The sequence below is a fragment of the Roseomonas acroporae genome (assembly GCF_023223525.1).
GTDB lineage: Bacteria > Pseudomonadota > Alphaproteobacteria > Acetobacterales > Acetobacteraceae > Roseomonas_E > Roseomonas_E acroporae.
In genome coordinates this window covers 40915-65362 of record NZ_JALPRX010000071.1, presented here as the reverse complement: position 1 = coordinate 65362, position 24448 = coordinate 40915, and the positions used below count along the sequence as shown (strand labels likewise).

Here is a 24448-nt window from a genome sequence, read left to right as displayed (position 1 = left end):
ATCAGGCCAGCCCCGGCATCCCGGCCGGCAGCGCCGCCCGCGGCGCGACCCCCGACCCACCCGCCGGCCCGTCCCCCGGCACCCCACCCGCCGCCGCGCCGGCGGACGGAGCGGCAGGCGGGGCGGCGTTCAGCGCCGGCAGGCGGCGGATCAGCTCCTCCGTGTACACGTTGATGTCCTGCTGCATGGCCAGCCGGGCGAGCGCCGCGTCGCCCTCCCGCACCCCGCGGATGATCTCCAGATGCGGGTGCCGGTCGCGCGGATGGCGCATCCGGGTCAGCGCCAGCCCGCCCTGCAGCGGGCCGCACTGCAGCCACAGCCCCTCGATGATCCGCCCCAGCACCACCTGGCCGGAGAGCCCGGCCATCAGCATGTGGAAGCGCTCGTTCTCGGCCAGCATGTCGTGCGGGCGCCGCGCCAGCCCGGCCGCGATCATGCGGTCATGGATGGCGCGCAGCGCCTCCGCCGCCTCGGGGCGCGGCCGCTCGGCGGCGCGCTCGGCGGCGCGGCCCTCCAGCTCGGCGCGCAGCGACAGGATCTCGCGGCACCGCTCCTCGGTGAGCACGGGGACGCGGACGGAGCGGTGGTCGAACTGCTCCAGCCCGTGCTCGCTCACCAGCCGCGCCAGCGCCTCTCGCACCGGGGTCGGGCTGACGCCCAACTCCAGCGCGAGGTCGCGCAGCTTCAGCTTCTCGCCGGGGCGGAAGCGGCTGCGCATCAGGTCCCGGCGCAGCCGGTTGTAGACCCTGGCGCCGAGGTTCTCGCCCTGGATGGGGCCGGTTTCCGTCTCCACGCACAACTCCCGGCACGGTCCGCTACAGCCGGCTTGACGCACGGCCAGCCTTGTGTGATTTGTGATAACAAATTCCGGCAGAGAGGACCAGGGGAATGTCCGAGGTGAAGGTCGTGTCCGAGATCGCGGCCTCGGTCTGGAAGATCCAGGCCAATCCGGGCGACCGGGTGGAGGAGGGCGACGTGATCCTCATCCTCGAATCCATGAAGATGGAGATCCCCGTCACCGCGCCGCAGGCGGGCACGGTGCAGGCGATCCTGGTGCGCGAGGGCGAGACGGTCGAGGAAGACCAGCACGTCGCGACCCTGGCCGGCTGAGATGGCCGCCCCCGCCGCCTCCCTCGCCGCGCTCGGCCCGGTGCTGATCGCCAACCGGGGCGAGATCGCCTGCCGCATCGCCGCCACCTGCCGGCGCCTCGGCATCCCGACCGTCGCGGTGTACTCGGACGCGGACGCGACGGCGCTGCACGTCGCCGCCGCCGACGACGCCGAGCGGATCGGCCCGGCGCCGCCGCGCGAATCCTACCTCTCCATCCCCGCGATCCTCGACGCGGCGCGCCACGCCGGGGCGCGCTCGGTGCATCCCGGCTACGGCTTCCTCAGCGAGAACGCCGATTTCGCGGCGGCCTGCGCGGCGGCCGGGCTGGTCTTCATCGGCCCGCCCGCCGAGGCGATCCGCGCCATGGGCGGCAAGGCGGCGGCGCGGGCGGTGGCGCGCGGCGCCGGCGTCCCTTCCGTGCCCGGCTACGACGGCGAGAACCAGTCGGACGCCGTGCTGCTCGCGGCGGCGGAGTCGGTCGGCTTTCCCGTGATGATCAAGGCGGTGGCGGGCGGCGGCGGGCGCGGCATGCGCCGCGTGCCGGACGCCGCTGCCTTCCCCGCCGCGCTGGAGGGCGCGCGCCGCGAGGCCGCCGCCTTCGGCGACACGCGCGTGCTGGTCGAGAAGCTGGTGCAGCGCGCCCGGCACATCGAGGTGCAGGTCTTCGCCGACCGCCACGGCAACGTCGTGCATCTCGGCGAGCGCGACTGCACCCTGCAACGGCGCAACCAGAAGCTGGTCGAGGAATCCCCCGCCCCCGGCATGGACGCGGCACTGCGCGAGGAGCTCGGCCGGCGCGCCACGGCGCTGGCCAGCGCGGTCGGCTATGTCGGCGCCGGCACGCTGGAATTCGTGGCGGATGCGGACGCGCCGCTCGCGGCCGACCGGATCTGGTTCATCGAGATGAACACGCGCCTCCAGGTCGAGCATCCGGTGACGGAGATGGTCACCGGCCTCGACCTCGTGGAATGGCAGCTCCGCGTCGCCGCCGGCGAGCCCCTGCCGCTGCGGCAGGAGCAGATCCGGCTCGACGGCCACGCGGTGGAGGCGCGGCTCTGCGCCGAGGACCCGGCGCGCGGCTTCCTCCCCTCCCCCGGCCGGCTCGCCGCGCTGCATCTGCCGGAGGGGCTGGAGGGCGTGCGGGTCGATACCGGCGTGCGCGCCGGCGACTTGGTGACGCCGTTCTACGACCCGCTGCTGGCCAAGGTGATCGCCCACGCGCCGACGCGCGAGGCCGCGCTGGACCGGCTGGCCGAGGCGCTGCGCCGCTGCGCCGCCGAGGGCATCCGGATCAACGCCGCCTTCCTCGCCGCCGCGCTGGACAGCGCCGAGATGCGGTCGGGGGAGGTCGATACCGGCTTCCTCGAACGCGCCCGCACCAGACTGCTGCTCGCGCGGGCGGCCTGAGCCGACACGGCGCCGTCGCCTGCCCCCTCTTTCATAAGAAGGGGGTTTCAACGGGAGCTTCGCCCCTTCGCGGGGGTCGAACGCACCGCGTTCGACGGGCAGCGCCCCGGGGATTCAACGAACGAAGCCTGCGGCGCGAATCCGCCCGCCGGGGCCACGACCAGGAGGATCACGTCCCATGCCCGCCTTCGCCGCCGCCTCCCTCGCGCGCTCCCCGGCACGCGCCGCGCTGCTCGCCCTCGGCGGCAGCCTCGCCGTCGCCGCCTCGGCGCAGATCCAGGTGCCGCTGCACCCGGTGCCGATGACGCTGCAGAGCCTGGTCGTGCTGCTGGTCGGCGCCGCCTATGGCTGGCGCCTCGGTGGCGCGACGCTGGCGCTCTACCTCGCCGAGGGGCTGGCCGGGCTGCCGGTCTTCGCCGGCTTCAACGCCGGTCCGGCGGCGCTGCTCGGCCCGACCGGCGGCTTCCTGCTCGGCTTCGTGCCGGCGGCGGCGCTGGCGGGCTGGCTCGCCGAGCGCGGCTGGGCGCGCGGCCTCGCCGGCAGCGCCGCGATGCTGCTGCTCGGCCATGCGGTGATCTTCGCCGCCGGAATCGCCTGGCTGGCCACGCTGGTCGGCCTGCCGACGGCCGTCGCCGCCGGGCTGCTGCCCTTCCTGCCCGGCACGGCGGTGAAGGTGGCGCTGGGCACGGCGCTGCTGCGCGCCGCCGGCCTGGTCCGCACGGCGCGCTGAGGAGACCGCGAGCATGACCTGGCAACCCGAACTCGACGAGCTGCGCGCGCGCGAGGCGATGGCGCGCGCGCTGGGCGGCGCCGACAAGGTGGCGCGCCAGCACGCCGGCGGCCGGCTGACGGTGCGCGAGCGCGTCTCGGCGCTGGTGGATGCGGGCTCCTTCCACGAGACCGGGGCGATCGCCGGCAAGGCGAGCTACGACGAGAGCGGCCGCCTCGCGGAATTCCAGCCCTCCAACTGCGTCTTCGGCCGCGGGACGCTGGACGGCCGCCCGGTGGTGGTGGTGGGCGACGACTTCACCGTGCGCGGCGGCTCGGCCGACGCCACGATCCGCGAGAAGCCGATCATGGCCGAGCGGATGGCGCACGACTTCCGCCTGCCGCTGATCCGCATGATCGAGGGCTCGGGCGGCGGCGGCTCGGTCAGGACCATCGAGACGACGGGCCGCGCCAACCTGCCGGGCGGCGTCGGCGGCGGCTGGCTGTACCACTACACCACGGGCAACCTCAGCGTGGTGCCGGTGGTGGGGCTCGGCCTCGGCTCGGTGGCCGGGCTCGGCGCGGCACGGCTCGCCTCCACCCACTTCTCGGTGATGACCAAGGAGACGGCCTCGATGTTCGTGGCCGGCCCGCCCGTGGTGGCGCGGCTCGGGCAGAAGCTCGAGAAGAAGGAGCTCGGCGGCTGGGAGATCCAGACCAAGAGCGGCGCCATCGACCACGCCGTCGATTCCGAGGAGGAGGCCTTCGCCGCCGCCAGGCGCTTCCTCTCCTACCTGCCCTCCTCCGTTCACGAGCTGCCGCCCGTCGTCCCGTCCGAGGACGAGCGGCTGCGGCGCGACGAGAAGCTGTTCAAGGCGATCCCGCGCGACCGGCGGCAGGTCTACAAGATCCGCCCGATCATCGAGAGCGTGGTCGACCAGCGCAGCTTCTTCGAGATGGGGAAGATGTTCGGGCGCTCGATCGTCACCGGCCTCGCCCGGCTCGACGGGCACCCGGTGGCGGTGATGGCGAGCGACCCGTTCTTCTACGGCGGCTCCTGGACCGCCGACACCTGCCAGAAGGTGATCCGCTTCCTCGACCTCGCCGAGACCTTCCACCTGCCCGTCGTCTACCTGATGGACTGCCCCGGCTTCATGATCGGGCTGGAGGCGGAGCGCACCGCCACCATCCGCCTCGGCGTGCGCGCCATGGCGGCGCTGAACCAGACCACGGTGCCGATGTGCACCATGATCCTGCGCAACGCCTTCGGCGTGGCGGCGGTGGCGCACCAGCCGGCGGGGCGCTTCTCGCTGCGCTACGCCTGGCTCTCGGCGCGCTGGGGCTCGCTGCCGCTGGAGGGCGGGATCGAGGCCGCCTACCGCGCCGAGCTGGACGCGGCGCCGGACCCGCAGGCGGCGCTGGCGGAGATCGAGGGGCGGCTGGACCGGCTGCGCTCGCCCTTCCGCACCGCCGAGACCTTCTGGGTGGAGGAGATCATCGACCCGCGCGAGACGCGGCCGCTGCTCTGCGAGTTCGCGCATCTCGCCCGGCCGCTGCTCTCGCCCACCCCCTCGCGCCTGCAGATGCGGCCGTGAACCGGGCAAGGCCGGGGCGGAGGCCGCCCGGTGGCGCCGGCGCCCGTGGCCGGCGCATCGGTCGCCGCCTCGGCGCGGCCCTGGCGCTGCTGCTCGCCGCCGCCGCCGCCGCGCCGGCGGCGGCCTTCCCGGACCGGCCGCCGCGCATCCTCGGCGGCTTCGCGGCCGGCGGCACCAGCGACATCGTCAACCGCCTCACCGCCGAGGCGGTGGCCCCGTCCTTCGGGGTGCGGCCGGTGGTGGACATCCGCACCGGCGCCAACGGCTTCATCGCCGCGGCCGAGGCGGCGCGCAGCGCGCCGGACGGGCTGACCGTGGTGCAGTGCTCCACCGGGCTGCTCACCATCACGCCCGAGCTGCCCGGCGCGCAATTGCCGATCGACCCGGCGCAGGACCTCGTGCCGATCGCCAACGTGGCGCATTCCAGCCAGGCGATGGTGGTCTCCTCCCGCTCGCCCTACCGCAGCGTGGGCGAGTTCCTGGCGGCGGCGCGGGCACGGCCGGGGACGCTGACCTATGCCAGCGCCGGCATCGGCTCGGTCTCGCACCTCTCCGGCGCGCGGCTGGCGCGGCTCGGCGGGCTCGAGCTGGTGCACGTGCCCTATCGCGGCGCGGCGCCCGGCGTGCTGGACGTGGCGGCGGGGCGCGCCGACACGATCATCACCAATCTCGGCGACGTGGTCGGGCAGCTCGGCGAGGGGCTGCGCCTGCTGGCCTTCGCCGACGGCATCGGCTCGCCGCGCTTCCCCGGCGTGCCGCAGCTCGGCGATTCGGTGCCGGGCTACGCGGTGAGCGGCTGGTTCGGGCTGTGCGGCCCGCGCGGCCTGCCGGCGGCGCTGGCCGAACGCTGGGTGGCGGCGCTGCGCGCCGGCTTCGCCGACCCCGCGCTGCGGCAGCGGCTGGAGGAGAACGGTCTGGTGCTGCGGCTGGAGGACACCGCGACCTTCGCCCGCACCATCGCGACCGACCGGCGCGACTGGGGCGAGGTGATCCGGGCCGCGCGCATCCGGGTCGAGTAGCCGTGGCCGAGGCCGGCGGCACGCCGGCGGCGGGCGCGAACCAACAAGACACCGGCCGGGGTGGCCGCCGCGGGCAGCGTCCGCGCCGGCCGCCATGCGGCGTCGGGACAGGGAAGAGAACGGCATGAGAAGGCGGATGCTGGGACTGGCGCTGCTCGGCGGCGCGCTGCTGGCGGGGCCGGCCATGGCGCAGACGGCGCCAGGGGGCGCGCCGGGAGGAAGCCCCGGGGGCACGATGGGAGGAAGCACGGCGCGCATCGTCGCCGGCTTCGCCCCCGGCGGCACCAGCGACATCATGGCGCGGCTGGTGGCCGAGGCGGTCTCGCAGCTGCTCGGGCAGCGCGTCATCGTCGAGAACCGCACCGGCGCCAACGGCTTCATCGCCGCCGAGGCGGTGGCACGCGGCCCGGCCGACGGCTCGGCGCTGTTCCAGTGCCCGATGGGCACGATGACGATCAGCCCGGAGCTGCCCGGCCTCACCCTGCCGATCGACGTGCGCACCGAGCTGGTGCCGGTCGCCAACGTGGCGCTCTCGCGCTACGCCGTGGTGGCCGGGCCGCGCGGCCCCTACCACAGCCTCGCCGACTTCATCGCGGCGGCGCGACGGCAGCCCGACACGCTCAGCTATGCCAGCGCCGGCGCCGGCTCGGCGCAGCACCTGGCCGGCGAGCGGCTCGCCCGCCTCGCCGGGCTGCGGCTGATCCACGTCCCCTATCGCGGCGCGGCGCCGGCGGCGCTCGACGTGATGGCCGGGCGGGCGGACCTCCTCATCACCAACCTCGGCGACGTGGTGCGGCAGATCCAGGGCGGCGAGCTGCGCCTGCTGGCGCTGGGCGACGCCGCCCCCTCCCCCGACTTCCCGGACGTGGCGCGCCTGCCCGCGATCGTGCCGGGGCTGGAGGTGGTGGGCTGGTTCGGCCTGTGCGGCCCGCGCGGCCTGCCGGCCGAGGCGTCGCAACGCTGGTCCGAGGCGGTGCGCCGGGCGCTGGAGGATCCGGCGCTGCGCCGCAAGCTCGGCGAGAACGGGCTGACGCCGCAATTCGAGGATCAGGACGCGTTCGGCCGGCGCATGGAGGCCGACCGGCGCCTGTGGCGCGACACGATCCGGGACGCCAACATCCGGGTGGATTGACCGGGGCGCCGCTTGCCGCCGTCCCGTGCCGGCCGTGGTGACCGCCGACACGTCCGGGGCTCTTCCGGAGCCGTTCCGGCCTGACCGTATCGGGCCGGAACGGCTCCAGCCTTCTGGTTCTCCGCATTTCCCGGGTCGCCGGGTGAGGACACCCGGCCTGAAAATGCTCCTGGGCCCTGCCCCAGACCCGGCGCCGAAGGGCCCTCGGGCGCCCCCCTTCGCATGACGGATCGCCGATCCGGCCGCCCGTGTCAGCCCGGCTCCAGCCGCAGGATGCGCCCCTGCGTCTCGTCGGTCAGCAGGTAGAGGAAGCCGTCCGGTCCCTGCAGCACCTGGCGCAGCCGGGTGCGGCCCCACAGCAGGCGCTCCTCGCCCGTCACCCGCTCGCCCCCGGGGGCGCCCTCGGTCGAGAGCCGCACGAGGCCGGGCGTGTTCAGCGCCGCCAGGAACAGGCTGCCGCGCCAGGCGGGGAAGGCGTCGCCGGCGTAGAAGCCGATGCCGGAGGGGCTGACCGAGGGCACCCACCAGTGCAGCGGCTCCTCCAGGTCTGGCCGCGACGCCCCCTCGCCGATGCGGCTGCCGTCGTAGTCCACGCCCCTGGTCACCAGTGGCCAGCCGTAATTGCGCCCCGGCCGCAGCAGGTTGACCTCGTCGCCGCCGCGCGCGCCGAATTCCGCCTCCCAGACCGCGCCGGTGGCGGGGTGCAGCGCCAGCCCCTGCGGGTTGCGGTGGCCGTAGGTGAAGATCTCGGGGCGCGCGCCCTGCTGCCCGAGAAAGGGGTTGCCCGGGGCGGGGCGCCCGTCCGGCGTCAGCCGCAGCACCTTGCCGGCGAGGTCGTCGAGGCGCTGGGCGCGCATCTTGTCGACGTAGCGGTCGCCGGTGGAGAGGTAGAGCATCCCCTCGCGGTCGAAGAGGAGGCGGCAGCCGTAGTGGTTGCCGCCCGCGGCCTGCGCCGGCGTCGCGTCCAGCAGCTGCTCCACGTCAGAAAGCCCGTCGGCGCCGAGCCGCGCCCGCACCAGGCGGGTCAGCGTGCCGCCTTCGGCGTTCGCGGCGAGACAGAGGTGGATGCGGCGGCTGACGGCGAAATCCGGCGCCACCGCCACGTCGAGCAGCCCGCCCTGTCCCCGCGCCGCCACGGCAGGCACGCCGGCGAGCGGCGGTCCCACCCGGCCATCGCGCCCGACCAGGCGCAGCCGCCCCGGGCGCTCGGTCACCAGCAGCGTACCGTCCGGCAGGAAGGCGGCGCCCCAGGGATGATCGAGCCCGGTGGCGAAGGTGGTGACGCGGAAGGCGACGGGGCCGGCCCGTTCCACCTGCCCGGGCGGGGTGGCGACGAGCGGCGCGGCGCAGGCCGGCAGGGCGGCGGCGAGGAGAAGCAGGCCGGCGGCGAGCAGGCCGCGCCGGCGGCGGACGGGGCGTGCCGGCCCCGTCGGCCCACGCCGCGCCGCGGCGGCGTCCGGCTCCGGACCGGGGCGCGCATCCGGGCCGCCCAGCCCGCGTCCTTCACCCGACATCGCGCGCCGCCGGACCGTGCAGCGCCCCGATCGGCCCGTGCCGGTCACTCGCCGATGGACTTGGCGACCCAGTCCTTGAGCTGGCTCTTCGGCATGGCGCCCACCTTGGTGTCCACGGGCTTGCCGTCCTTGAACAGGATCATGGTGGGAATGCCGCGCACCGCGTAGTCGTTCGGCGTGCCGGGGTTCTCGTCGATGTTGACCTTGGCCACGGTCAGCTTGCCGGCATAGTCGCGGGCGATCTCGTCCAGCGCCGGGGCGACCATGCGGCAGGGGCCGCACCACTCGGCCCAGAAATCCACGAGCACCGGGCCCGGCGCCTCCAGCACGTCCTGCTTGAAGGTCTCGTCGGTCACGGCCTTGGTGTGTTCGCTCATCGCCACTGATCCTTCGGGAGGCGGACGACGGCAGCGCCGCCCGGCCTTTGCCGGAAGGTCGTGCGCCCCGGCCGGACGGTCAAGGCGTGGCCACCGCATGGCTGGAGCCGTTCCGGCCTGACCGTATCGGGCCGGAACGGCTCCAGCCTTTGGTTTTCCGCAGTTTCCGGGTCGCCGGGTGAGTACACCCGGCTTGAAAATGCTCCGGAGCGGATCGCCGGCGGGCGGCCGCACCCGGCGGCGTGAATCCGCGCCGAAAACAACGCGCTACGGCGAGCCGCGGGCCCCACCGGACGGCGGTCCGCCGTGGCGGGCGGCCGGTCCGCCATGCCGATGGCGGGGACCGGCCCCGGCCGTCGGCGTGGCGGCCGCCACGCGACCGCCGCCGCCCCGATGGGCGGGAGGCTCAGCCGCAGCGCTCGCCGGTGCCGCCCTGGCCCTCACCCGGCGCCTTGTGGATCGGATCGACCCAGAGCACCGTCTCCGGCTTCTCCACCGGCTCGATGTCGAGGTTGACCACGACCGCCTCGTTGTCGCTGCGCACCAGGACGCATTCCAGCGTCTCGTCGGTGGAGGCGTTGATCTCCTGGTGCGGCACGTAGGGCGGGACGAAGATGAAGTCGCCGGGCCCGCCCTCGGCCACGAATTCCAGGTTCTCGCCCCAGCGCATGCGGGCGTGTCCCTTGACGATGTAGATCACGCTTTCCAGCGCGCCGTGATGGTGCGCGCCGGTCTTGGCGTTCGGATGGATGTGGACCGTGCCCGCCCAGATCTTCTGCGCCCCGGCGCGGGCGAAGTTGATCGCCGCGGCACGGTTCATGCCGGGCGTCTGGGCGGTGTTGGTGTCCAGGCTGCTGCCGGGGATCACCTGCACGCCCGTGTGCTTCCAGCCGTCGGGCGGGATGTCGTGGTGCTCGTGGCCGTCATGCGGCATGGCTGGGCTCCTCTCTCGGCGCCGGCGCCGGCCGGCGCAGGGACGGGCCCCGACGGGGGCCACGCGGCGGCCGGCCGGCCGCTTCGGGGCGGAAGGCGCCAACGGGCACCGCCAACCCTCCGGGCGAACCGGGCCAATCTAGCCAGCCGAGCGGCGCCGCGTAAGACGTGCGCATGGCGCGCCTCGCCAGCGGATCGCAACTTCGGAGCGCGACTTCGGAGCGTGCCTCCGGACCGCACCGTCGGGCCGCCGCCGGCCATGCCATGCCGGCCGGCGGCGATCCGTTCCCGGCGGATCGACCCCATCGGCCGCTTCCGCCAGGTCGCTTCCGTCAGGTCGCTTCCGTCAGGCCGCCTTGATGCCGGCCAGGAAGCGCCCGACCTCCTCGTTCAGCCCGGCCGCCTGGCGCGAGAGGCCCTGCGAGGCCTCCAGCACCTCGCGCGTGGCGCCGCCGGTCTCGCTCGCCGCCCGGCTCACCTCGGCGACGTTGCAGGTCACCGCCTGGGTGCCGGCGGCGGCCTCGCCGACATTGCGGGCGATCTCGCGCGTGGCCGCGCCCTGCTCCTCCACCGCCGCGGCGATGGCGGTGGCGACCTGGCTCACCTCGCCGACATGGGCCGCGATGTCCTCGATGGCGGCGACGACATCGCGCGTCGTCGCCTGGATCCGGCCGATCTGGTCGCCGATCTCCTCGGTCGCCTTCCCGGTCTGGCCGGCGAGGGTCTTGACCTCGCTCGCCACCACCGCGAAGCCCTTGCCCGCCTCGCCGGCCCGCGCCGCCTCGATGGTGGCGTTCAGGGCCAGCAGGTTGGTCTGCCCCGCGATGTCGGAGATCATCTTCACCACGTCGCCGATGCGCCCCGCCGCGTCGGCCAGCCGGCGCACCGTGCCGTCAGTCCGACGCGCCGCCAGGACGGCCTTCTCCACCAGGGCGGTGGAGTGCGCCATCTGCCGCGTGATCTCGGCCACCGAGACCGCGAGCTGCTCGGCGGCGGCGGCCACGGTCTGCACGTTGCCGTCCGCCTGCCCTGCCGCCGCGGCGGCCTGCCCGGCGCGGTCGGAGGCCAGGACGGCATGGCCGGACATGGCGGCGGCGGTCACCTGGAGCGAGGCGGCGGCATCGGCGATGCCGCCCACCAGATGGCCGGCCTCGGCCTCGAAGCGGCTCGACAGCGCCTCCAGGCGTCGCGCGCGCTCGATGCGGCCGGCCTGCTCGGCCGCCTGCTCCGCCGCCCGCGAATCCGCCTCGCGCAGCCCGCCTCGGCACTCGTCGATCGCGCGCGCCATCTCGCCGATCTCGTCGGCCAGCACCACGCAGGGCAGCTCGAAATCGTAGTCGCGCCGGGCGAGCTGGCGCATCACGCCGGACAGGCGCACCACCCGCGCCACCACATGGCGGTTCAGCCAGGACGCGGCGGCCAGTGCCACCAGCACGGAGACCACCATGACGGCGCCGGTCAGCCAGGCCGTGACGCGGAACGTGCCGTCCACCGCCGCGACCGCCTCGCCGGCCATCCGGCCGTTGAGCGCGCGGACATCCCGCAGCGCGCCGGCGAAGCGGTCGAACGTCTCGCGCAGGCCGGTGCTGTAGAACGCGCCGGCGGCGGCGACGTCGCCCGCGCCGACCAGCGCGTCGAGCCGCCCGTCCTGGGCGCGGTACGACGCCCAGGCGGCGCGCATGGCATCGGCCAGACGACGCTCCTCGCCCGCGGTCACCAGGGCGGCATAGGCGCCGAGACTCTCCTCCAGCGCCGCCAGATACGACGCCCGGCGCTGCATGACCGCCGCGGCACGCTCGCTGCCGCCGGCCAGGATCACCGAGGCCTGCTGCTGGCGGTAGCGCGTCGCCTGCGCCTCGATCCGGCCGAGCAGGTCGATGCTGGGGAGCCAGTTGCGGCTGATCTCGGCGGCGGCGTCCCGCTGCCGCGATGCCTGGTACAGGCCGATTCCGCCGAGCATGCCGAGCATGAGGAGCAGGGCGCCGAAGGCGGCCAGCAGCCTGACCCTGATCGAGATACCACGGTAAGCGCGCATGGCTGTCCTTGACGGTCATGGGTCGGACAGGCGCCAGGGCGACCGGAGGCGGCCCGGGGCGTGCTTTCTCCTGGAGCCTGTCCGAGTGGCCGGCGGCGGGACGTGAGGGACTTTCGTGCCGGGAAGGAAGGCCCGCCGCCCCGATGCGGGGCATCGGGGCAAGGGCTGTGACGCTCCCGGCGCGGAAAGGACCCGCCAGACCGACCCGCAGGCCACTCGGGAGGAATTCCTAGCGCGGTATCGGTGAAGGCCCCCTGAACGGCGCCGATTTCGCTTCGACGCCGCAGCGAACGGCCGCCCCGCATGCTCGATCCGGGCATGCTCGATCCGGGCATGGGGCCGGCCCGGGCGTGCCGGCCGCCGGCAGGCGGGCGTCAGGCCAGCCGCGGATAGGCGGCGGGGTCGAAGAAGGAGGCGCCGGCGACGTAGCGGCGCCCCTCGGCCATGTCGGGCGGCGGACCGTCCTCGGCAGCGCCCTCGAAGGTCAATTCCATCTGCACGCCGGACGGGTCGTAGACGAAGAGCTGCCAGAGCGTGGTGCCCGGCACCAGGAACTCGCGCCAGTCCAGCCCGGCGGCGCGGAAGCGGGCGATGAAGCCGTGGTAGCCGCGGCAGGCGAGCGAGACATGGTCGATGGCGGCGGTGCCGACGGGCGCCTCGCCGGCCGGTCCCAGGGCCGGGCCGCCGGCATAGATGTGCATCACTGCCTGCCCGCCCGGCAGCGGGATGGCGAGCCAGGCGCCCGGATAGCCGAAGTCGGGCCGCTTCGCCTCCGTCAGCCCGAGCACGCTCTTGTAGAAGGCGAGGGTGGCGGGCAGGTCGTTCGTCTTCACCGCGATGTGGAACAGGCCGGTGACGAGCGGCGCGGCGGCGTCCGTCATGGGCGGAAACCTTGCCGGCGGCGCGCCGCGCGGTCGGGTTGCCGGGGCGCGGAGCGTGCTGCCGCATGCCGGGGACCGGGGGAGGGCTTGTCTGTCATCGCCGTCCGTCCTCGCAAGAACCGTGCATCGCGGGATGCGGGCGGCATGCCGGCCCGCCCGGGCGGCCGGCACGCCGCCCCCGTTCCCGGATCGGCCTGGACGAGGGCGGATCGCCCGGGCAGGGGCATTCGTTCGCCTATTCTGTAGGCACATGATCCATTCGTGTGCTTACAATTCGGCCGGCTGGCCGATATCGAGCAGAAACTTGGCCCATAGTCGATATTTCGCTGGAATTTTCCACTAACTCCGTGCTTCATGTGGCCACGGCGGATGCGGGGCGTCAGGCCGCGCCGGACGTGGGGATGCGAAGGATGTGGCCGGAACAACCGAATCTGCGCCGGACTGACGTGGCGTCGCCGGCCCGGCCCTCCGGGCGCGTCGTCGCCGGCCGCATCGGCCCGTCCCCGATCCATGACGCGTGAGGAGCCGAGAATGAACCACCTCGCCAACGCCGCCCCACGCGAGGAGGGCGGGATTTCGGCCCCCGGGAACGCCCCCGGGAACGCCCCTGGGGACACGCTGGCACCGCTGCTGGCCGAGATCCGCGCCCGGCGCGGCGAATTCTCGGCGCAGCGCCACGTCTCGCCGGACATCGTCGAGGCGTTCCGCCGCGTCGGCGTGTACCGCGCCATGGTCTCGCGCCGCTTCGGCGGCGAGGAGCGCAGCCCGGCCGAGTTCTGCCGCCTGATCGAGCGGATCTCGGCAGCCGACGGCTCCGCCGGCTGGGTGGCCAGCTTCGGCGCCGCCGCCACCTACCTCGCCGCCCTGCCGGAGCCGACGCTGCGGCAGGTCTATGCCGAGGGTCCGGACGTGGTGTTCGCCGGCGGCCTGTTCCCGCTGCAGCCCGCGCGCCGCGTGCCCGGCGGCTTCGTGGTGAAGGGCCGGTGGAAGTTCGGCAGCGGCTGCACCGGCGCCAGCCTGATCGGCGTCGGCATCGCGGTCGAGGGCGAGCAGGGCGGTCTGCCGCGCGTCGCCGTGATGCCGGCCGGGCAGGTCGAGATCCGGCCGAACTGGGAGGTGATCGGCCTCCAGGGCACCGGCAGCCACGACCTCGTGGTGAACGACGTCTTCGTGCCCGAGGAATGGACGCTGATCCGCGGCGGCCCGGCCTCGGTGGACTCGCCCGCCTACCGCTACCCCTCGCTCGGCCTCGCGGCACAGGTGCTGGCCGTGGTCGGGCTCGGCGTCGCCCGCGCGGCGCTGGACGAGGTGACGGAGATGGCCGGCGGCCGCGCCTCCATCACCGGCGCGCCGCGGATGGCCGACCGCCCCTACGTGCAGTCCGAGGTCGCCAGGGCCGAGGCGCTGCTGCGCTCGGCGCGGGCCTTCTTCTACGAGGCGACCGAGCAGGTCTGGGCGACGGCGGTCGCCGGCGGGAAGCTCCCGGTCGAGGAGGCCAGCCTGCTGCGCCTCGCCGCGACGCACGCCGCGCGCACCGGCGCCGAGGTCGCGCGCCTCGCCTGCGGCCTCGCCGGCACCACCTCGATCTACGAGGGACACGGGCTGGCGCGCGCCATGTGCGACAGCCTGGTGGTGGCGCAGCACGCCTTCCTCGGCGAGGGCACGCTGCAGAGCGCCGGCCGCGTGCTGCTCGGCCTGCCCACCACGCCCGGCTTCCCCTGATCCCGCGCGACGGCCGACGAGACGCCCCGAGACATCACCGAACGAGACATCGCCGAGGAATCCCGAGATGGACACCAACCTGCCCATGCCATCCACGCTCGACGCGCTGGTGCAGCCGGACCGCGCGCGCACGACGCTCTACACCGACCCCGCCATCTTCGAGGCGGAGATGACGCGGATCTTCGAGAGCAGCTGGGTCTGGGTCGCGCACGAAAGCGAGATCCCCAAGCCCGGCGACTTCAAGACGGCGCAGGTCGGCCGCCAGCCGGTGATCGTGGTGCGCGACCGCAAGGGCGCGGTGCATGTCCACGTCAACCGCTGCCGCCACCGCGCGGCGACGGTCTGCGAGGTGCACAAGGGCCGCACCAACAGCTTCGTCTGCCCCTATCACGGCTGGTCCTACGCGCTGGACGGCTCGCTGCGCGGCGTGCCCTACGAGAAGGGCTACGACGGCACGCTGGACAAGGCGTCGCTGCCGCTGCGCTCGCTGCGGGTCGAGACCTATGCCGGGCTGATCTTCGCCTCCTTCAAGGCGGACATCATGCCGCTGGCCGACTGGCTGGGCGGGGCGCGCAAGTGGATCGACCTGTTCATGAAGCAGGGCGCCGGCTACCCGATCGTGACCCAGGGCGAGCACCGGTTCCGCTTCCCCGGCAACTGGAAGATCCAGCTCGAGAACACCACCGACGCCTACCACTTCCCGCTGGTCCACCGCTCCTTCCTCACCGCCGCCGACACGGAGACGGAGGAGTCCTGGGACATCATGAACAAGGGCGGCTTCGTCGAGGATCTCGGCAACGGCCACAGCGTCATGGTGATGATGCCCGAGCTGGTGGACCTGGAGGAAGGGCTCGACGCGCCGATCCCCGAGCGCTTCGCCGAGCTGGCCGCCGAGCTGGCGAAGGAGCATGACGACCCGACGGTGCGCCGCATCGTGCGCGCGGTCGGCGGCTGCGGCTTCAACCTGAACCTTTTCCCCAACCTCGGCTGCTCCGCCGCCTTCTTCCGCGTGCTCCAGCCCATCTCGGTGGACGAGACCGAGGTGCGCCACGTCGCCCTCGGCATGCAGGGCGGCCCGGCGGCGGCGAACCGCGCCCGGCTGCGCATCCACGAATTCTTCCAGGGCCCGATGGGCTTCGGCAGCCCGGACGACGCCGAGGTGTGGGACCGCGTGCAGCACGGCGCCAGCGGCGGCCCGGAGCTGTGGCTGATGATCAACCGCGGCCTCTCGCACGAGGAGGCGCTGCCGGACGGCCACCGCCGCAGCGACGTCAGCGCCGAGACCGGCATGCGCGCCGCCTACGGCCAGTGGAAGCGGATGATGGAGGGCTGAGCGATGGACATGCCGATCACGGGAAACGCCGCCATGGCCGCCGCCGACGCCACGAACACCCTGACCCCCATTACCCTGACCCCCATTACCCTGGCCGAGGCGATGGAATTCGCCTGGCTGGAGGCCGACCTGCTCGACCATGCCGAGTACGAGGCCTGGCTCGCCCTCTGGACGCCGGATGCCCGCTACGTCGTGCCGATCGAGCCGGGGGCGACCGACTTCGAGAACACGCTGAACTACGCCTATGACGACCACGCCATGCGCGAGAAGCGCGTGCAGCGCCTGACCAGCGGCCAGTCCGTCTCCGCCTCGCCGGTGGCGCGCACGGTGCGCTCGCTCTCGCGCTTCCGCCTGCTGAACGCCGACGCCGCCGGCTGCGCGCTGCGCTGCTCGCAGATGCTGACCGAGTTCCGGCGCGGCCGCGAGCGCTTCTACGCCGCCGATGTCGAGTTCCGCCTGGTCCGCGCGGCCGGCGGGCTGCGCATCGAGCGCAAGGTGGTCCGGCTGATCAACAGCACCGAGGCCCTGCGCGGCATCGGCTACATCCTGTGAGCGCGACGACGACGGACCGGCGCGTCGCGCTGGTCACGGGCGGCGGCAGCGGCCTCGGCAGCGCCATCGTCCGGGCGCTGCACGGCGCCGGCTACCGCGTCGCGGTGGCCGACATCGACGAGGCGGCGGCGCGCGACGTGGCGGCGGGGCTCGACGCCTCGGGCGGCACGGCGCTGGGCCTCGCCCTCGACGTGCGGGAGAAGGCGGCGTTCGAGCGGGCGCTGGCGCTGCTGGTGGCACGCTGGGGCAGCGCGCAGGTGCTGGTCAACAACGCCGCCATGACCGTGGCGCGGCCGGTGATGGAGATCAGCCCCGAGGAATTCGACGCGGTGGTCGCGGTGAACCTGCGCGGCACCTTCCTCGGCTGCCAGGTGTTCGGCGCGCATTTCCGCGACCGGGGCCATGGCCGCATCGTCAACATGGCCTCGCTCGCCGGGCAGAACGGCGGCACCGCCACGGGCGCGCACTACGCCGCCTCCAAGGGCGGGATCGTGACGCTGACCAAGGTGTTCGCGCGCGACCTCGGCCGCGCCGGCGTCACGGTGAACGCGATCGCGCCCGGCCCGCTGGACACGCCGATGGTCCACCGCACCGTGCCGCCCGAGCGCCTCGCCGCGCTGAAGGAGGGCATCCCGGTCGGCGAGATCGGCGATCCCGCCTTCGTGGCGAGCCTGGTGGTCCAGCTCGCCTCCCCCGAGGCCGCCTTCGCGACCGGCGCCACCTGGGACGTGAACGGCGGGCTGTACCTGCGCTGACGCCCAACCACTGAGGCCCGGCCGGGCCGGAAACGGAGAGACCGAAGCATGGGCGACGAGCTTCTGGAGGTGGTGATCGCGCGGCGCGAGGAGCAGGCGGCGGGAATCGTCGTGCTCGACCTCGTGCCCGCCGCCGGCGGCGCGCTGCCCGGCTTCGAGGCCGGCGCCCATGTGGACGTGCATGTCGGCCCCGGGCTGGTGCGGCAGTACTCGCTCTGCGGCAGCCCGGCCGACGCCTCGCGCTACCGGCTCGGCATCCTGCTCGACCCCGCCTCGCGCGGCGGCTCGGCGGCGATCCATGCCGGGTTCCGCGCCGGCGAGCGCCTGCGCATCGGCCGGCCGCGCAACCTGTTCCCGCTGGCGGACGGCGCCACGCGTTCGGTGCTGGTCGGCGGCGGCATCGGCATCACGCCGATGCTGGCCATGGCGCATGCGCTGGACCGCGCCGGCGCGGAATTCGAGCTGCACTACTGCGCCCGCGAGCGCGGCCGCGCCGCCTTCCTCGACGAGCTGGCGGCAGCGCCTTTCCAGGGCCGCACGCGGCTGCACCTCAGCGCCGAGACCGGGCGGCTGGTGCCGGAGCGCGACCTGCCGCCGCCGGCGCCGGGCATCCACCTCTATGTCTGCGGCCCGGCGGGCTTCATGGAGGAGGTGATCGCCGGCGCGCGCCGCCTCGGCTATCCGGAACCGCAGCTCCACCGCGAATACTTCCAGACCGAGGTGGACACGTCGGGCGACGCCTTCGAGGTGGAGCTGGCGCAGTCCGGCCGCACCGTCGCCGTCGCCGCCGGCCAGAGCATCGTGGCCGCGCTGGCCGGGGCCGGCGTCGCGGTCGAGGTGTCCTGCGAGCAGGGCATCTGCGGCACCTGCCTGTGCAACGTGCTGGAAGGCGAGCCGGACCATCGCGACGAGTACCTCACCGAGGAGGAGAAGGCGGCCGGCGACCAGATCCTGCTCTGCTGCTCGCGCGCGAGGTCGAAGCGCCTCGTGCTCGATCTCTGAGGGAGAAGACCGCCATGTCGGACACCATCGGGCGCGACGCCTTCCGCGAGGCCATGAGCCGCCTCGGCGCCGCCGTCAACGTCGTCACCACGGACGGGCCCGCCGGCCGGCACGGGCTGACCGCCTCGGCCGTGTGCAGCGTGACCGACACGCCGCCCACCCTGCTCGTCTGCGTCAACCGCGCGGCCGGCGCGCACGACGTGCTGCGGGCCAACGGCGTGCTCTGCGTCAACGTGCTGGCCGGGGGGCACGAATCCCTCTCCAACCGCTTCGGCGGCCGCGGCATCGAGGTGCCGGCGCGCTTCGCCGGCGCCGAGTGGCGCCGCCTCGCCACGGGCGCCCCGGCGCTCGCCGACGCGGCGGTCAGCCTCGACTGCCGCATCGCGCAGGTGACGGAGGTCGGCACCCACAGCGTGCTGTTCTGCGAGGTGCTCGACCTCGCCCTCGCCGACCGGCCCGCCGGGCTGATCTACTTCGACCGCGCCTATCACCGCCTCGGCGCGGCCGCCTGAGACGACCACGCCGCCTGGCCCCGCTCTTGCCAGGACGGCGCCACGAACAACGACAACGCGGGCAGCCGACCGCCTCGCGCAAGAACGGCACGGGATGGAACCAGCCGCGCACCCCGATCGTGACGGAGACTGGTTGATGCTTCGACGTGACCTCCTCGGCGCCGCCCTCGGGCTCGGCGCCGCCCCGCTCGCCGCCCGCACCGCCTTCGCGCAGGACGGCTGGCCGACGCGCACCGTGCGCTGGATGGTCGGCTACGGCGCCGGCGGCACCAGCGACGTTCTGGCGCGCCTGCTCGGCAAGGCGATGACCGAGCTTTCCGGCCAGTCCGTGGTGGTGGAGAACCGCCCGAGCGGCGGTGCCATCGTCGCCACCGAGGTGGTGGTGCGCGCCCCGGCGGACGGCTACACGCTGCTGCAGGTGGACAACGGCGTGATGGTCTACAACCCCGCCCTCTATTCGCGCCTGCCCTTCGACCCGGACACGGACCTCGTCCCGGTCAACTTCATCGGCCGCTTCCCGATGATCGTGATGGTGCGCAAGGAGAGCCCCTACCGCAGCTTCGCCGACCTGCTCGCCGCCTCGAAGAAGGAGGCCGTCACCTTCGGCACGCCCGCCGTCGCCTCGCCGCACCATCTCGGCATGGAGCTGCTTAAGCTGCGCTCGGGGCTCGATGCGACGCACGTGCCCTTCCGCGGCACGCCGCCGGCGATCCAGGAGATGCTGGCCGGGCGCATCGACTGCGCGATGATCGACCTCGGCAACGTGCTGCCGCTGGTGCAGGCCGGCGCCGCGCGCGCCCTGGTCGCGGTGCACGAGGCCCGCGCCCCCGCCCTGCCGGAGACGCCGACGGCGCGCGAGCTGGGCTACGACGTGGTGGCGCCGGGCTGGCAGGGCGTCGTCGTCGCCCGGGGCACGCAGCCGGCGCAGGTCGCGGCGATGGACCGGGCGCTGCAGGCGGCGCTCGACACGCCCGAGGTGAAGGCGAAGCTCGCCACCTATGGCGGCGAGCGGCTGCCCGGCGGCCCGGCCGAGTTCGCCGCCTACATCCGGCGCGAGAACGCCGCCTGGCGGCCGCTAATCCGCGACCTCGGCCTGCGCATGGACAGCTGAGACAACAAGGGGAGATCGCCGGCATGGATATCGAGCAGCTCGCGGGGACCGTCCAGGCCCTCGCCGAGGAGGTCCGGGTGCTGCGCGCCGAGGCGGAGATACGCCGCATCCAGGCGCGCTACATGTTCCTCTGCGACACGCCCTGCCCGGAATACGGCGTGGAGAACGACGAGCAGCGCATCGAGGCGATCATGGCGCTCTACGCCGAGGACGCGGTCTGGGAAGGCGTCGGCAGCTACTACGACAACCAGTTCGGCCGCATGGTCGGCAAGGCGGCGATCCGCAGGCACTTCCAGGGCTTCTGGGGGCAGAAGCGCGATCCCGCGCTGCTGCTCAACGTCCACTACCTCACCTCCGAGCAGATCCACGTGCGCGGCGACGAGGCGGACGGGCAGTGGGTGCACTGCCAGCCCTGGATCTTCGGCGACGGCTCCTCGCTGCTCCGCTCCTCGCGGCTGAACAACCTGTTCCGCTGCGTGGACGGGCAGTGGAAGATCGCCCGCACCCGCACGGAGAACGTGTTCGTGGCGCCGCTCACCCCGGGCTGGGCCGAGAGCATCCCGGAAACCTCGGTGCTGATGAAGCCCTGAAACCACCATCGGGATTGCCGAACCGGATCGGGGAAGGCTCTGCCTTCCCCGGACCCCATCCGCCAGGAACCTCAGGTTCCTGGACCTCCGCGGGCGTTCGAGCCCAGGTGTTTCAACCGCCGGGCCCAGAAACCGAACGGGGGATCCAAGGGGGCTTCGCCCCTTGGCGGGCGGGGGTGCGGGGGAGGGCGGCGCCCTCCCCCGCCGCCGGCCACCCCACAGCCGCCCGAAAGGCCGAGACCGCATGACCGACTCCCCCTTCCGCGTCGCCGTCCTGGGCGGCGGCAACGGCTCCTTCGCCGCCGCCGGCGACATGGCCCTGGCCGGGCACGAGGTACGCCTGTGGCGCCGCGACAAGGCAGCGGTCGCCGCCCACCGCGCCGCCGAGAACCGCATCACCGTGCGTGACTCGAAGGGCGCGCACGACGTGCATCTCTCCCTCGTCACCGACGACCTCGCCGAGGCGGTCGCCGGCGCCGAACTGATCCTCTGCCCCGCCCCCGCCACCGCGCAGCCCGACATCGCGCGGGCGCTGGCACCGCTGCTGACCGACGGGCAGGTGGTGTTCCTGCCGCCCGGCACGCTCGGCTCGGTGCTGCTGGCCAAGGCCCAGCACGATGCCGGCAACCGTGCCGCCACCGCCTTCGCCGAGACCGGCACCCTGCCCTGGCTGGCCCGCAAGCACGGGCCGCACGAGGTGACCATCTCGGTGCGCGCCGTGCGCCTGCCCACCGGCGTCTTCCCGCTTTCGCGCGCCGAACACGCGCTCGCCGTGATCGGCCGCGCCTTCCCGGGCGCGATCGAGCCCTGCGGCGACGCGCTCTCCGGCGCGCTGATGAACGCGGGCTGCATCATCCACCCGCCGCTCATCACCATGAATGCCGGGCCGCTGGAGCACTTCCCGCGCTGGGACATCCACAACGAGGGCACCCAGCCCGCCATCCGCCGCGTCACCGACCGGCTGGACGCGGAGCGCATCGCGGTGCGCGCGGCGCTGGGCTACGGCGCGCCGCACTTCCCGCTGGCCGACCACTACGCGACGGAGGGCGAGGAATGGATGTACGGCCGGAAAAGTCATGACCAGCTCGTCGAATCCGGCGACTGGCGCGAGCACATCGTCCTGACCGAGCACCGCTACATGCTGGAGGATACGCGCCTCGGCCTGTCGCTGCTGGTCTCGGCGGCGGCGCTGGCCGGGGTGGAGACGCCGCTCGCCCGCGCCTTCGCCGCCATCGGCTCGGCGATCTGCGGCATCGACTTCCTGCGCGACGGGCGCGACCTCGGACGGGTCGGCCTCGGCGGGCTGGACCGCGCCGGGGTGCAGGCGGTGCTGCGCACGGGCTTCGGCGCGTGAGCGAGGCACGCGGAGCCGCCGTCGCGCCGGAAAGCGCGCCAGTCGTCGCCCTCGGCGCGGGGCGCATGGGGCGCGGCATCGCGCTGGTCTTCGCCTATGCCGGCTGGCCGGTGCGCATCCTCGACTTCAAGCCGCGCGCTTCCGACGCCTTCGCGGCGTTGCGCGAGGAGATCGGGCGGGAGCTGCGCGCCACCCTGGCCGACCTCGCCGCCTGCGGCCTGTTCGACGCGACGGCGATCGACACCATCCTGGCGCGCGTCACCGTGGTCCCGGAAGCCGGGGCGCCCGACGCGCTGCGGGACGCCGCGCTGGTCTTCGAGGGCGTGCCGGAGGTGCCGGCGATGAAGCGCGAGGCGCTGGCCCGCGCCTCGGCCCTGGCGCCCGCGGCGATCATCGCCTCCACCACCTCCACCATCCTGGTGGACGAGCTGGCGCCTGCCGTCGCGTCGCCGGGGCGCTTCCTCAACGCGCACTGGCTCAACCCCGCCTTCCTGATGCCGCTGGTCGAGCTCTCGCCCGGCCGGGACACCGAGCCGGCGGTGGTCGCGCGGCTGAAGGCGATGCTGGAATCGGTCGGCAAGGTGCCGGTGGTCTGCGCCGCGCGGCCCGGCTACATCGTGCCGCGCATCCAGACGCTGGCGATGAACGAGGCGGCGCGCATCGTCGAGGAGGGCGTCGCCACCGCCGAGGACGTGGACAAGGCGGTGCGCTACGGCTTCGGCCTGCGCTTCGGCGTGCTCGGCCTGCTGGAGTTCATCGACTGGGGCGGCGGCGACATCCTGTTCCACGCCTCGCGCTACCTCGTCGGTGCGCTCGGGCACGAACGCTACGCGGCGCCGGACGTGATCGAGCGCAACATGGAGCGCGGCGACATCGGCCTGCGCACCGGCCGCGGCTTCCTCGACTACGCGGGGCTGGACCGCGACGCCTACCGCCTCGCCCGCCTGCGCGCCTTCGCCGAGCGGCTGCGCGCCGAGGGCCTGGCCCGCCCGCCGGTCCTCGATGCGCCGGAGCGCGCCGCATGACCCTGCCCCGACGCGCCCTGCTCGCCGACGGGCTGCGCGCGCTGCTGCTGGCGGTGCTCGCCGGCCGCGCGGCACGGGCGCAGCCGGGCCATGCCCCGGCGGGCGCGCCGAACCGCACCGTCACCCTGCTGGTCGGCTACCCGCCCGGCGGGCAGACGGACTTCATCGCCCGCCTCGCCGCGCCCGGCCTCGCCGCCGCGCTCGGCCAGACGGTGGTGGTGGAGAACCGCACCGGCGCGGGTGGCAACATCGCCACCGAGGCCACGCTGCGCGCCCGGCCGGACGGCGCCACGCTGCTTGCCGGCAACGGCACGCCGGTCACGATCAACCCGCACACCTTCCCGAATCTCGGCTTCGACCCGCTGCGCCTCGTGCCGGTGGGCATGATGCTGGAATCGCCGCTGGTGCTGAACGTCCATGCCTCCGTGCCGGCGACCGACGCGAAGGGTTTTTCCGAGTGGTGCAAGGCGCAGCCGGGCGGGCCGAATTACGGCTCGGTCGGCGCCGGCAGCCTGTCGCACGTGGCGATGGAGCTGTTCCGCGCCCGCATGGGCATCCCGGAGATGACGCACATCCCCTATCGCGGCGCCGGCCCCGCCAACCAAGACTTCGTCGCCGGCCGCTTCAGCGCCATGTTCGACGGCATCTCGCCCGCCCTGCCCTTCATCCGCGCCGGGCAGACGCATGGCGTGCTGGTCACGGGCGAGCGCCGCTCCGACGTGCTGCCGGGCGTCGCCACCGCCGCCGAGCAGGGGCTCGACGACTTCGTCTTCAGCAACTGGATCGGCCTGTTCGCGCCGCCCGGCACGCCGGCGGCGACGGTGCATGCCCTCAACGCGGCGCTGAACGCCGTGCTGGCCGAGCCCGCGATCCGCGGCCGCATCACCGCCCAGGGCGACCTGCCCGGCGGCGGCACGCCGGAGGCGCTCGGCGCCGTGGTACGCCGGGATGACGAACGCTGGGGCCGCGTCGTGCGCGACCACCACATCCGCGCCGACCAGTAGCCACCATCCGGAAGACAGGGAGAACCCGCTTGCCCGACGACAGCTTCCCCGCCCGCGCCGCCGCCGAGATCGACGCGCTGCACCGCCTGCTCCAGGCCTGGTTCCGCGCCGAGGGCGAGGCCGACCCGGCACCGATCCTCGCGCATTTCGACGAGGGCTACACCATGGTCACGCCGCTCGGCACCCGGACCGGCTACGCGCCGTTCCGCGAGGCGCTGCCCGGCCTGCGCGGCTCCCGCCCGACCCTGGTGATGGAGATCTTCGACGTGGTGGTGCAGCACGCCGGCGCGGATTCCGCGCTGGTCACCTACCGCGAACGCCAGACCCAGGATTCGGGCAGCAACGAGCGCCTCTCCACCGCGCTGCTGCTGCACCGGCCGGACCGCCCGACGCCGGTCTGGCGCCACCTGCAGGAAACCTGGAAGGGCTGACGCCATGCCGGAGGTCGAGATGTGGGGGACCTACCGCTTCCGGGGCCACCGCGTGCAGGTGATCCAGCAATGGCGGGACCCGTTCGGCCAGCGGATGGTGCGGATCGCCGTGATGGACACCGCGCCGGACGCGCCGCTGGAGGACGGCATGACCGAGGCCGCCTTCCTCGGCGAGGCCGTGCCCGAGGCGGCCGGGGGCTGAGGCCGCCGTGCGCGGGCCGGGCCGCGCCACGCATGGCGGCGGCACCCCCTCCATTGCGGCAGGGCCACGATCCGTGCAACCCCGGCCGGCAGCGCGGCGAATCGCGGTGGCGGCCCGCCCGCCCGCCGTGCCGCCCGCGCCAT

General features: G+C 74.2%; 25 protein-coding genes. 19 read left to right on the top strand and 6 right to left on the bottom strand.

Features of this window, described 5'->3' with window-relative positions:
• Position 1: 1 nt before the first annotated feature.
• Complete coding sequence (locus M0638_RS16430; RefSeq protein ID WP_248668084.1) at positions 2 to 793, bottom strand: GntR family transcriptional regulator; 792 nt, start codon at positions 791 to 793, stop codon at positions 2 to 4.
• Positions 794 to 888: 95 nt separating this feature from the next.
• On the opposite strand from M0638_RS16430, the gene M0638_RS16425 reads away from it, so the two are divergent.
• The 6 genes from M0638_RS16425 to M0638_RS16400 all read left to right on the top strand — a co-directional run bounded on the left by M0638_RS16425 (position 889) and on the right by M0638_RS16400 (position 6972).
• Positions 889 to 1110 (top strand): biotin/lipoyl-binding carrier protein, encoded by a 222-nt coding sequence (locus tag M0638_RS16425; RefSeq protein ID WP_248668083.1) that lies wholly within the window; start codon positions 889 to 891, stop codon positions 1108 to 1110.
• Position 1111: 1 nt separating this feature from the next.
• Positions 1112 to 2518, top strand: a complete 1407-nt coding sequence (locus M0638_RS16420; RefSeq protein ID WP_345893039.1) for an acetyl-CoA carboxylase biotin carboxylase subunit — start codon at positions 1112 to 1114, stop codon at positions 2516 to 2518.
• A 178-nt stretch (positions 2519 to 2696) separates the two neighbouring features.
• The gene (locus tag M0638_RS16415) at positions 2697 to 3248 is read left to right on the top strand and encodes a biotin transporter BioY (RefSeq protein ID WP_248668082.1); all 552 of its coding nucleotides are present in this window, start codon (positions 2697 to 2699) and stop codon (positions 3246 to 3248) included.
• A gap of 13 nt (positions 3249 to 3261) precedes the next feature.
• Positions 3262 to 4821 carry an acyl-CoA carboxylase subunit beta gene (locus M0638_RS16410; protein ID WP_248668081.1) on the top strand — a complete coding sequence of 520 codons (1560 nt, stop codon included), beginning with the start codon at positions 3262 to 3264 and terminating at the stop codon, positions 4819 to 4821.
• Complete coding sequence (locus tag M0638_RS16405; protein ID WP_248668080.1) at positions 4818 to 5840, top strand: Bug family tripartite tricarboxylate transporter substrate binding protein; 1023 nt, start codon at positions 4818 to 4820, stop codon at positions 5838 to 5840. Before M0638_RS16410 ends, M0638_RS16405 begins: the two co-directional genes overlap by 4 nt.
• A gap of 136 nt (positions 5841 to 5976) precedes the next feature.
• Positions 5977 to 6972, top strand: coding sequence for a Bug family tripartite tricarboxylate transporter substrate binding protein (locus tag M0638_RS16400; RefSeq protein WP_248668079.1), 996 nt, complete (start codon positions 5977 to 5979; stop codon positions 6970 to 6972).
• 251 nt (positions 6973 to 7223) lie between these two features.
• Here the strand turns inward: M0638_RS16400 and M0638_RS16395 are convergent, their stop codons facing one another.
• The 5 genes from M0638_RS16395 to M0638_RS16370 form a co-directional block, all read right to left on the bottom strand.
• Positions 7224 to 8486 carry a PQQ-dependent sugar dehydrogenase gene (locus M0638_RS16395; protein WP_248668078.1) on the bottom strand — a complete coding sequence of 421 codons (1263 nt, stop codon included), beginning with the start codon at positions 8484 to 8486 and terminating at the stop codon, positions 7224 to 7226.
• A 44-nt stretch (positions 8487 to 8530) separates the two neighbouring features.
• On the bottom strand, positions 8531 to 8863 hold the full coding sequence (gene trxA / locus M0638_RS16390; protein ID WP_248668077.1) for a thioredoxin TrxA: 333 nt from the start codon (positions 8861 to 8863) through the stop codon (positions 8531 to 8533).
• Positions 8864 to 9269: 406 nt separating this feature from the next.
• Complete coding sequence (locus tag M0638_RS16385) at positions 9270 to 9797, bottom strand: cupin domain-containing protein (protein WP_248668076.1); 528 nt, start codon at positions 9795 to 9797, stop codon at positions 9270 to 9272.
• 345 nt (positions 9798 to 10142) lie between these two features.
• Positions 10143 to 11831: a methyl-accepting chemotaxis protein gene (locus M0638_RS28870; protein WP_282572072.1), complete on the bottom strand. Its 1689-nt coding sequence runs from the start codon at positions 11829 to 11831 to the stop codon at positions 10143 to 10145.
• Positions 11832 to 12205: 374 nt separating this feature from the next.
• A complete protein-coding gene (locus M0638_RS16370; protein WP_248668075.1) occupies positions 12206 to 12712 on the bottom strand; it encodes a VOC family protein in 507 nt (168 codons plus the stop codon).
• 531 nt (positions 12713 to 13243) lie between these two features.
• On the opposite strand from M0638_RS16370, the gene M0638_RS16365 reads away from it, so the two are divergent.
• The 13 genes from M0638_RS16365 to M0638_RS16305 all read left to right on the top strand — a co-directional run bounded on the left by M0638_RS16365 (position 13244) and on the right by M0638_RS16305 (position 24305).
• A complete protein-coding gene (locus tag M0638_RS16365; protein ID WP_248668074.1) occupies positions 13244 to 14434 on the top strand; it encodes an acyl-CoA dehydrogenase family protein in 1191 nt (396 codons plus the stop codon).
• A 67-nt stretch (positions 14435 to 14501) separates the two neighbouring features.
• The gene (locus M0638_RS16360; RefSeq protein WP_248668073.1) at positions 14502 to 15767 is read left to right on the top strand and encodes an aromatic ring-hydroxylating oxygenase subunit alpha; all 1266 of its coding nucleotides are present in this window, start codon (positions 14502 to 14504) and stop codon (positions 15765 to 15767) included.
• 9 nt (positions 15768 to 15776) lie between these two features.
• Positions 15777 to 16319, top strand: a complete 543-nt coding sequence (locus tag M0638_RS16355; protein ID WP_248668072.1) for an aromatic-ring-hydroxylating dioxygenase subunit beta — start codon at positions 15777 to 15779, stop codon at positions 16317 to 16319.
• Positions 16316 to 17074: an SDR family NAD(P)-dependent oxidoreductase gene (locus tag M0638_RS16350; protein ID WP_248668071.1), complete on the top strand. Its 759-nt coding sequence runs from the start codon at positions 16316 to 16318 to the stop codon at positions 17072 to 17074. The genes M0638_RS16355 and M0638_RS16350 overlap by 4 nt, the downstream gene beginning before the upstream one ends.
• 48 nt (positions 17075 to 17122) lie before the next feature.
• A complete protein-coding gene (locus M0638_RS16345) occupies positions 17123 to 18076 on the top strand; it encodes a PDR/VanB family oxidoreductase (RefSeq protein WP_248668070.1) in 954 nt (317 codons plus the stop codon).
• A 14-nt stretch (positions 18077 to 18090) separates the two neighbouring features.
• The gene (locus tag M0638_RS16340; RefSeq protein WP_248668069.1) at positions 18091 to 18588 is read left to right on the top strand and encodes a flavin reductase; all 498 of its coding nucleotides are present in this window, start codon (positions 18091 to 18093) and stop codon (positions 18586 to 18588) included.
• A gap of 136 nt (positions 18589 to 18724) precedes the next feature.
• Positions 18725 to 19699: a Bug family tripartite tricarboxylate transporter substrate binding protein gene (locus M0638_RS16335; RefSeq protein ID WP_248668068.1), complete on the top strand. Its 975-nt coding sequence runs from the start codon at positions 18725 to 18727 to the stop codon at positions 19697 to 19699.
• Between the two features lie 23 nt (positions 19700 to 19722).
• Complete coding sequence (locus M0638_RS16330; RefSeq protein ID WP_248668067.1) at positions 19723 to 20289, top strand: nuclear transport factor 2 family protein; 567 nt, start codon at positions 19723 to 19725, stop codon at positions 20287 to 20289.
• Positions 20290 to 20533: 244 nt separating this feature from the next.
• Positions 20534 to 21643: an NAD/NADP-dependent octopine/nopaline dehydrogenase family protein gene (locus M0638_RS16325; protein ID WP_248668066.1), complete on the top strand. Its 1110-nt coding sequence runs from the start codon at positions 20534 to 20536 to the stop codon at positions 21641 to 21643.
• Complete coding sequence (locus M0638_RS16320; RefSeq protein WP_248668065.1) at positions 21640 to 22668, top strand: 3-hydroxybutyryl-CoA dehydrogenase; 1029 nt, start codon at positions 21640 to 21642, stop codon at positions 22666 to 22668. The genes M0638_RS16325 and M0638_RS16320 overlap by 4 nt, the downstream gene beginning before the upstream one ends.
• Complete coding sequence (locus M0638_RS16315; protein ID WP_248668064.1) at positions 22665 to 23672, top strand: Bug family tripartite tricarboxylate transporter substrate binding protein; 1008 nt, start codon at positions 22665 to 22667, stop codon at positions 23670 to 23672. The genes M0638_RS16320 and M0638_RS16315 overlap by 4 nt, the downstream gene beginning before the upstream one ends.
• 29 nt (positions 23673 to 23701) lie before the next feature.
• The gene (locus M0638_RS16310) at positions 23702 to 24103 is read left to right on the top strand and encodes a nuclear transport factor 2 family protein (RefSeq protein WP_248668063.1); all 402 of its coding nucleotides are present in this window, start codon (positions 23702 to 23704) and stop codon (positions 24101 to 24103) included.
• 4 nt (positions 24104 to 24107) lie between these two features.
• On the top strand, positions 24108 to 24305 hold the full coding sequence (locus tag M0638_RS16305) for a hypothetical protein (protein WP_248668062.1): 198 nt from the start codon (positions 24108 to 24110) through the stop codon (positions 24303 to 24305).
• Positions 24306 to 24448 lie beyond the last annotated feature (143 nt).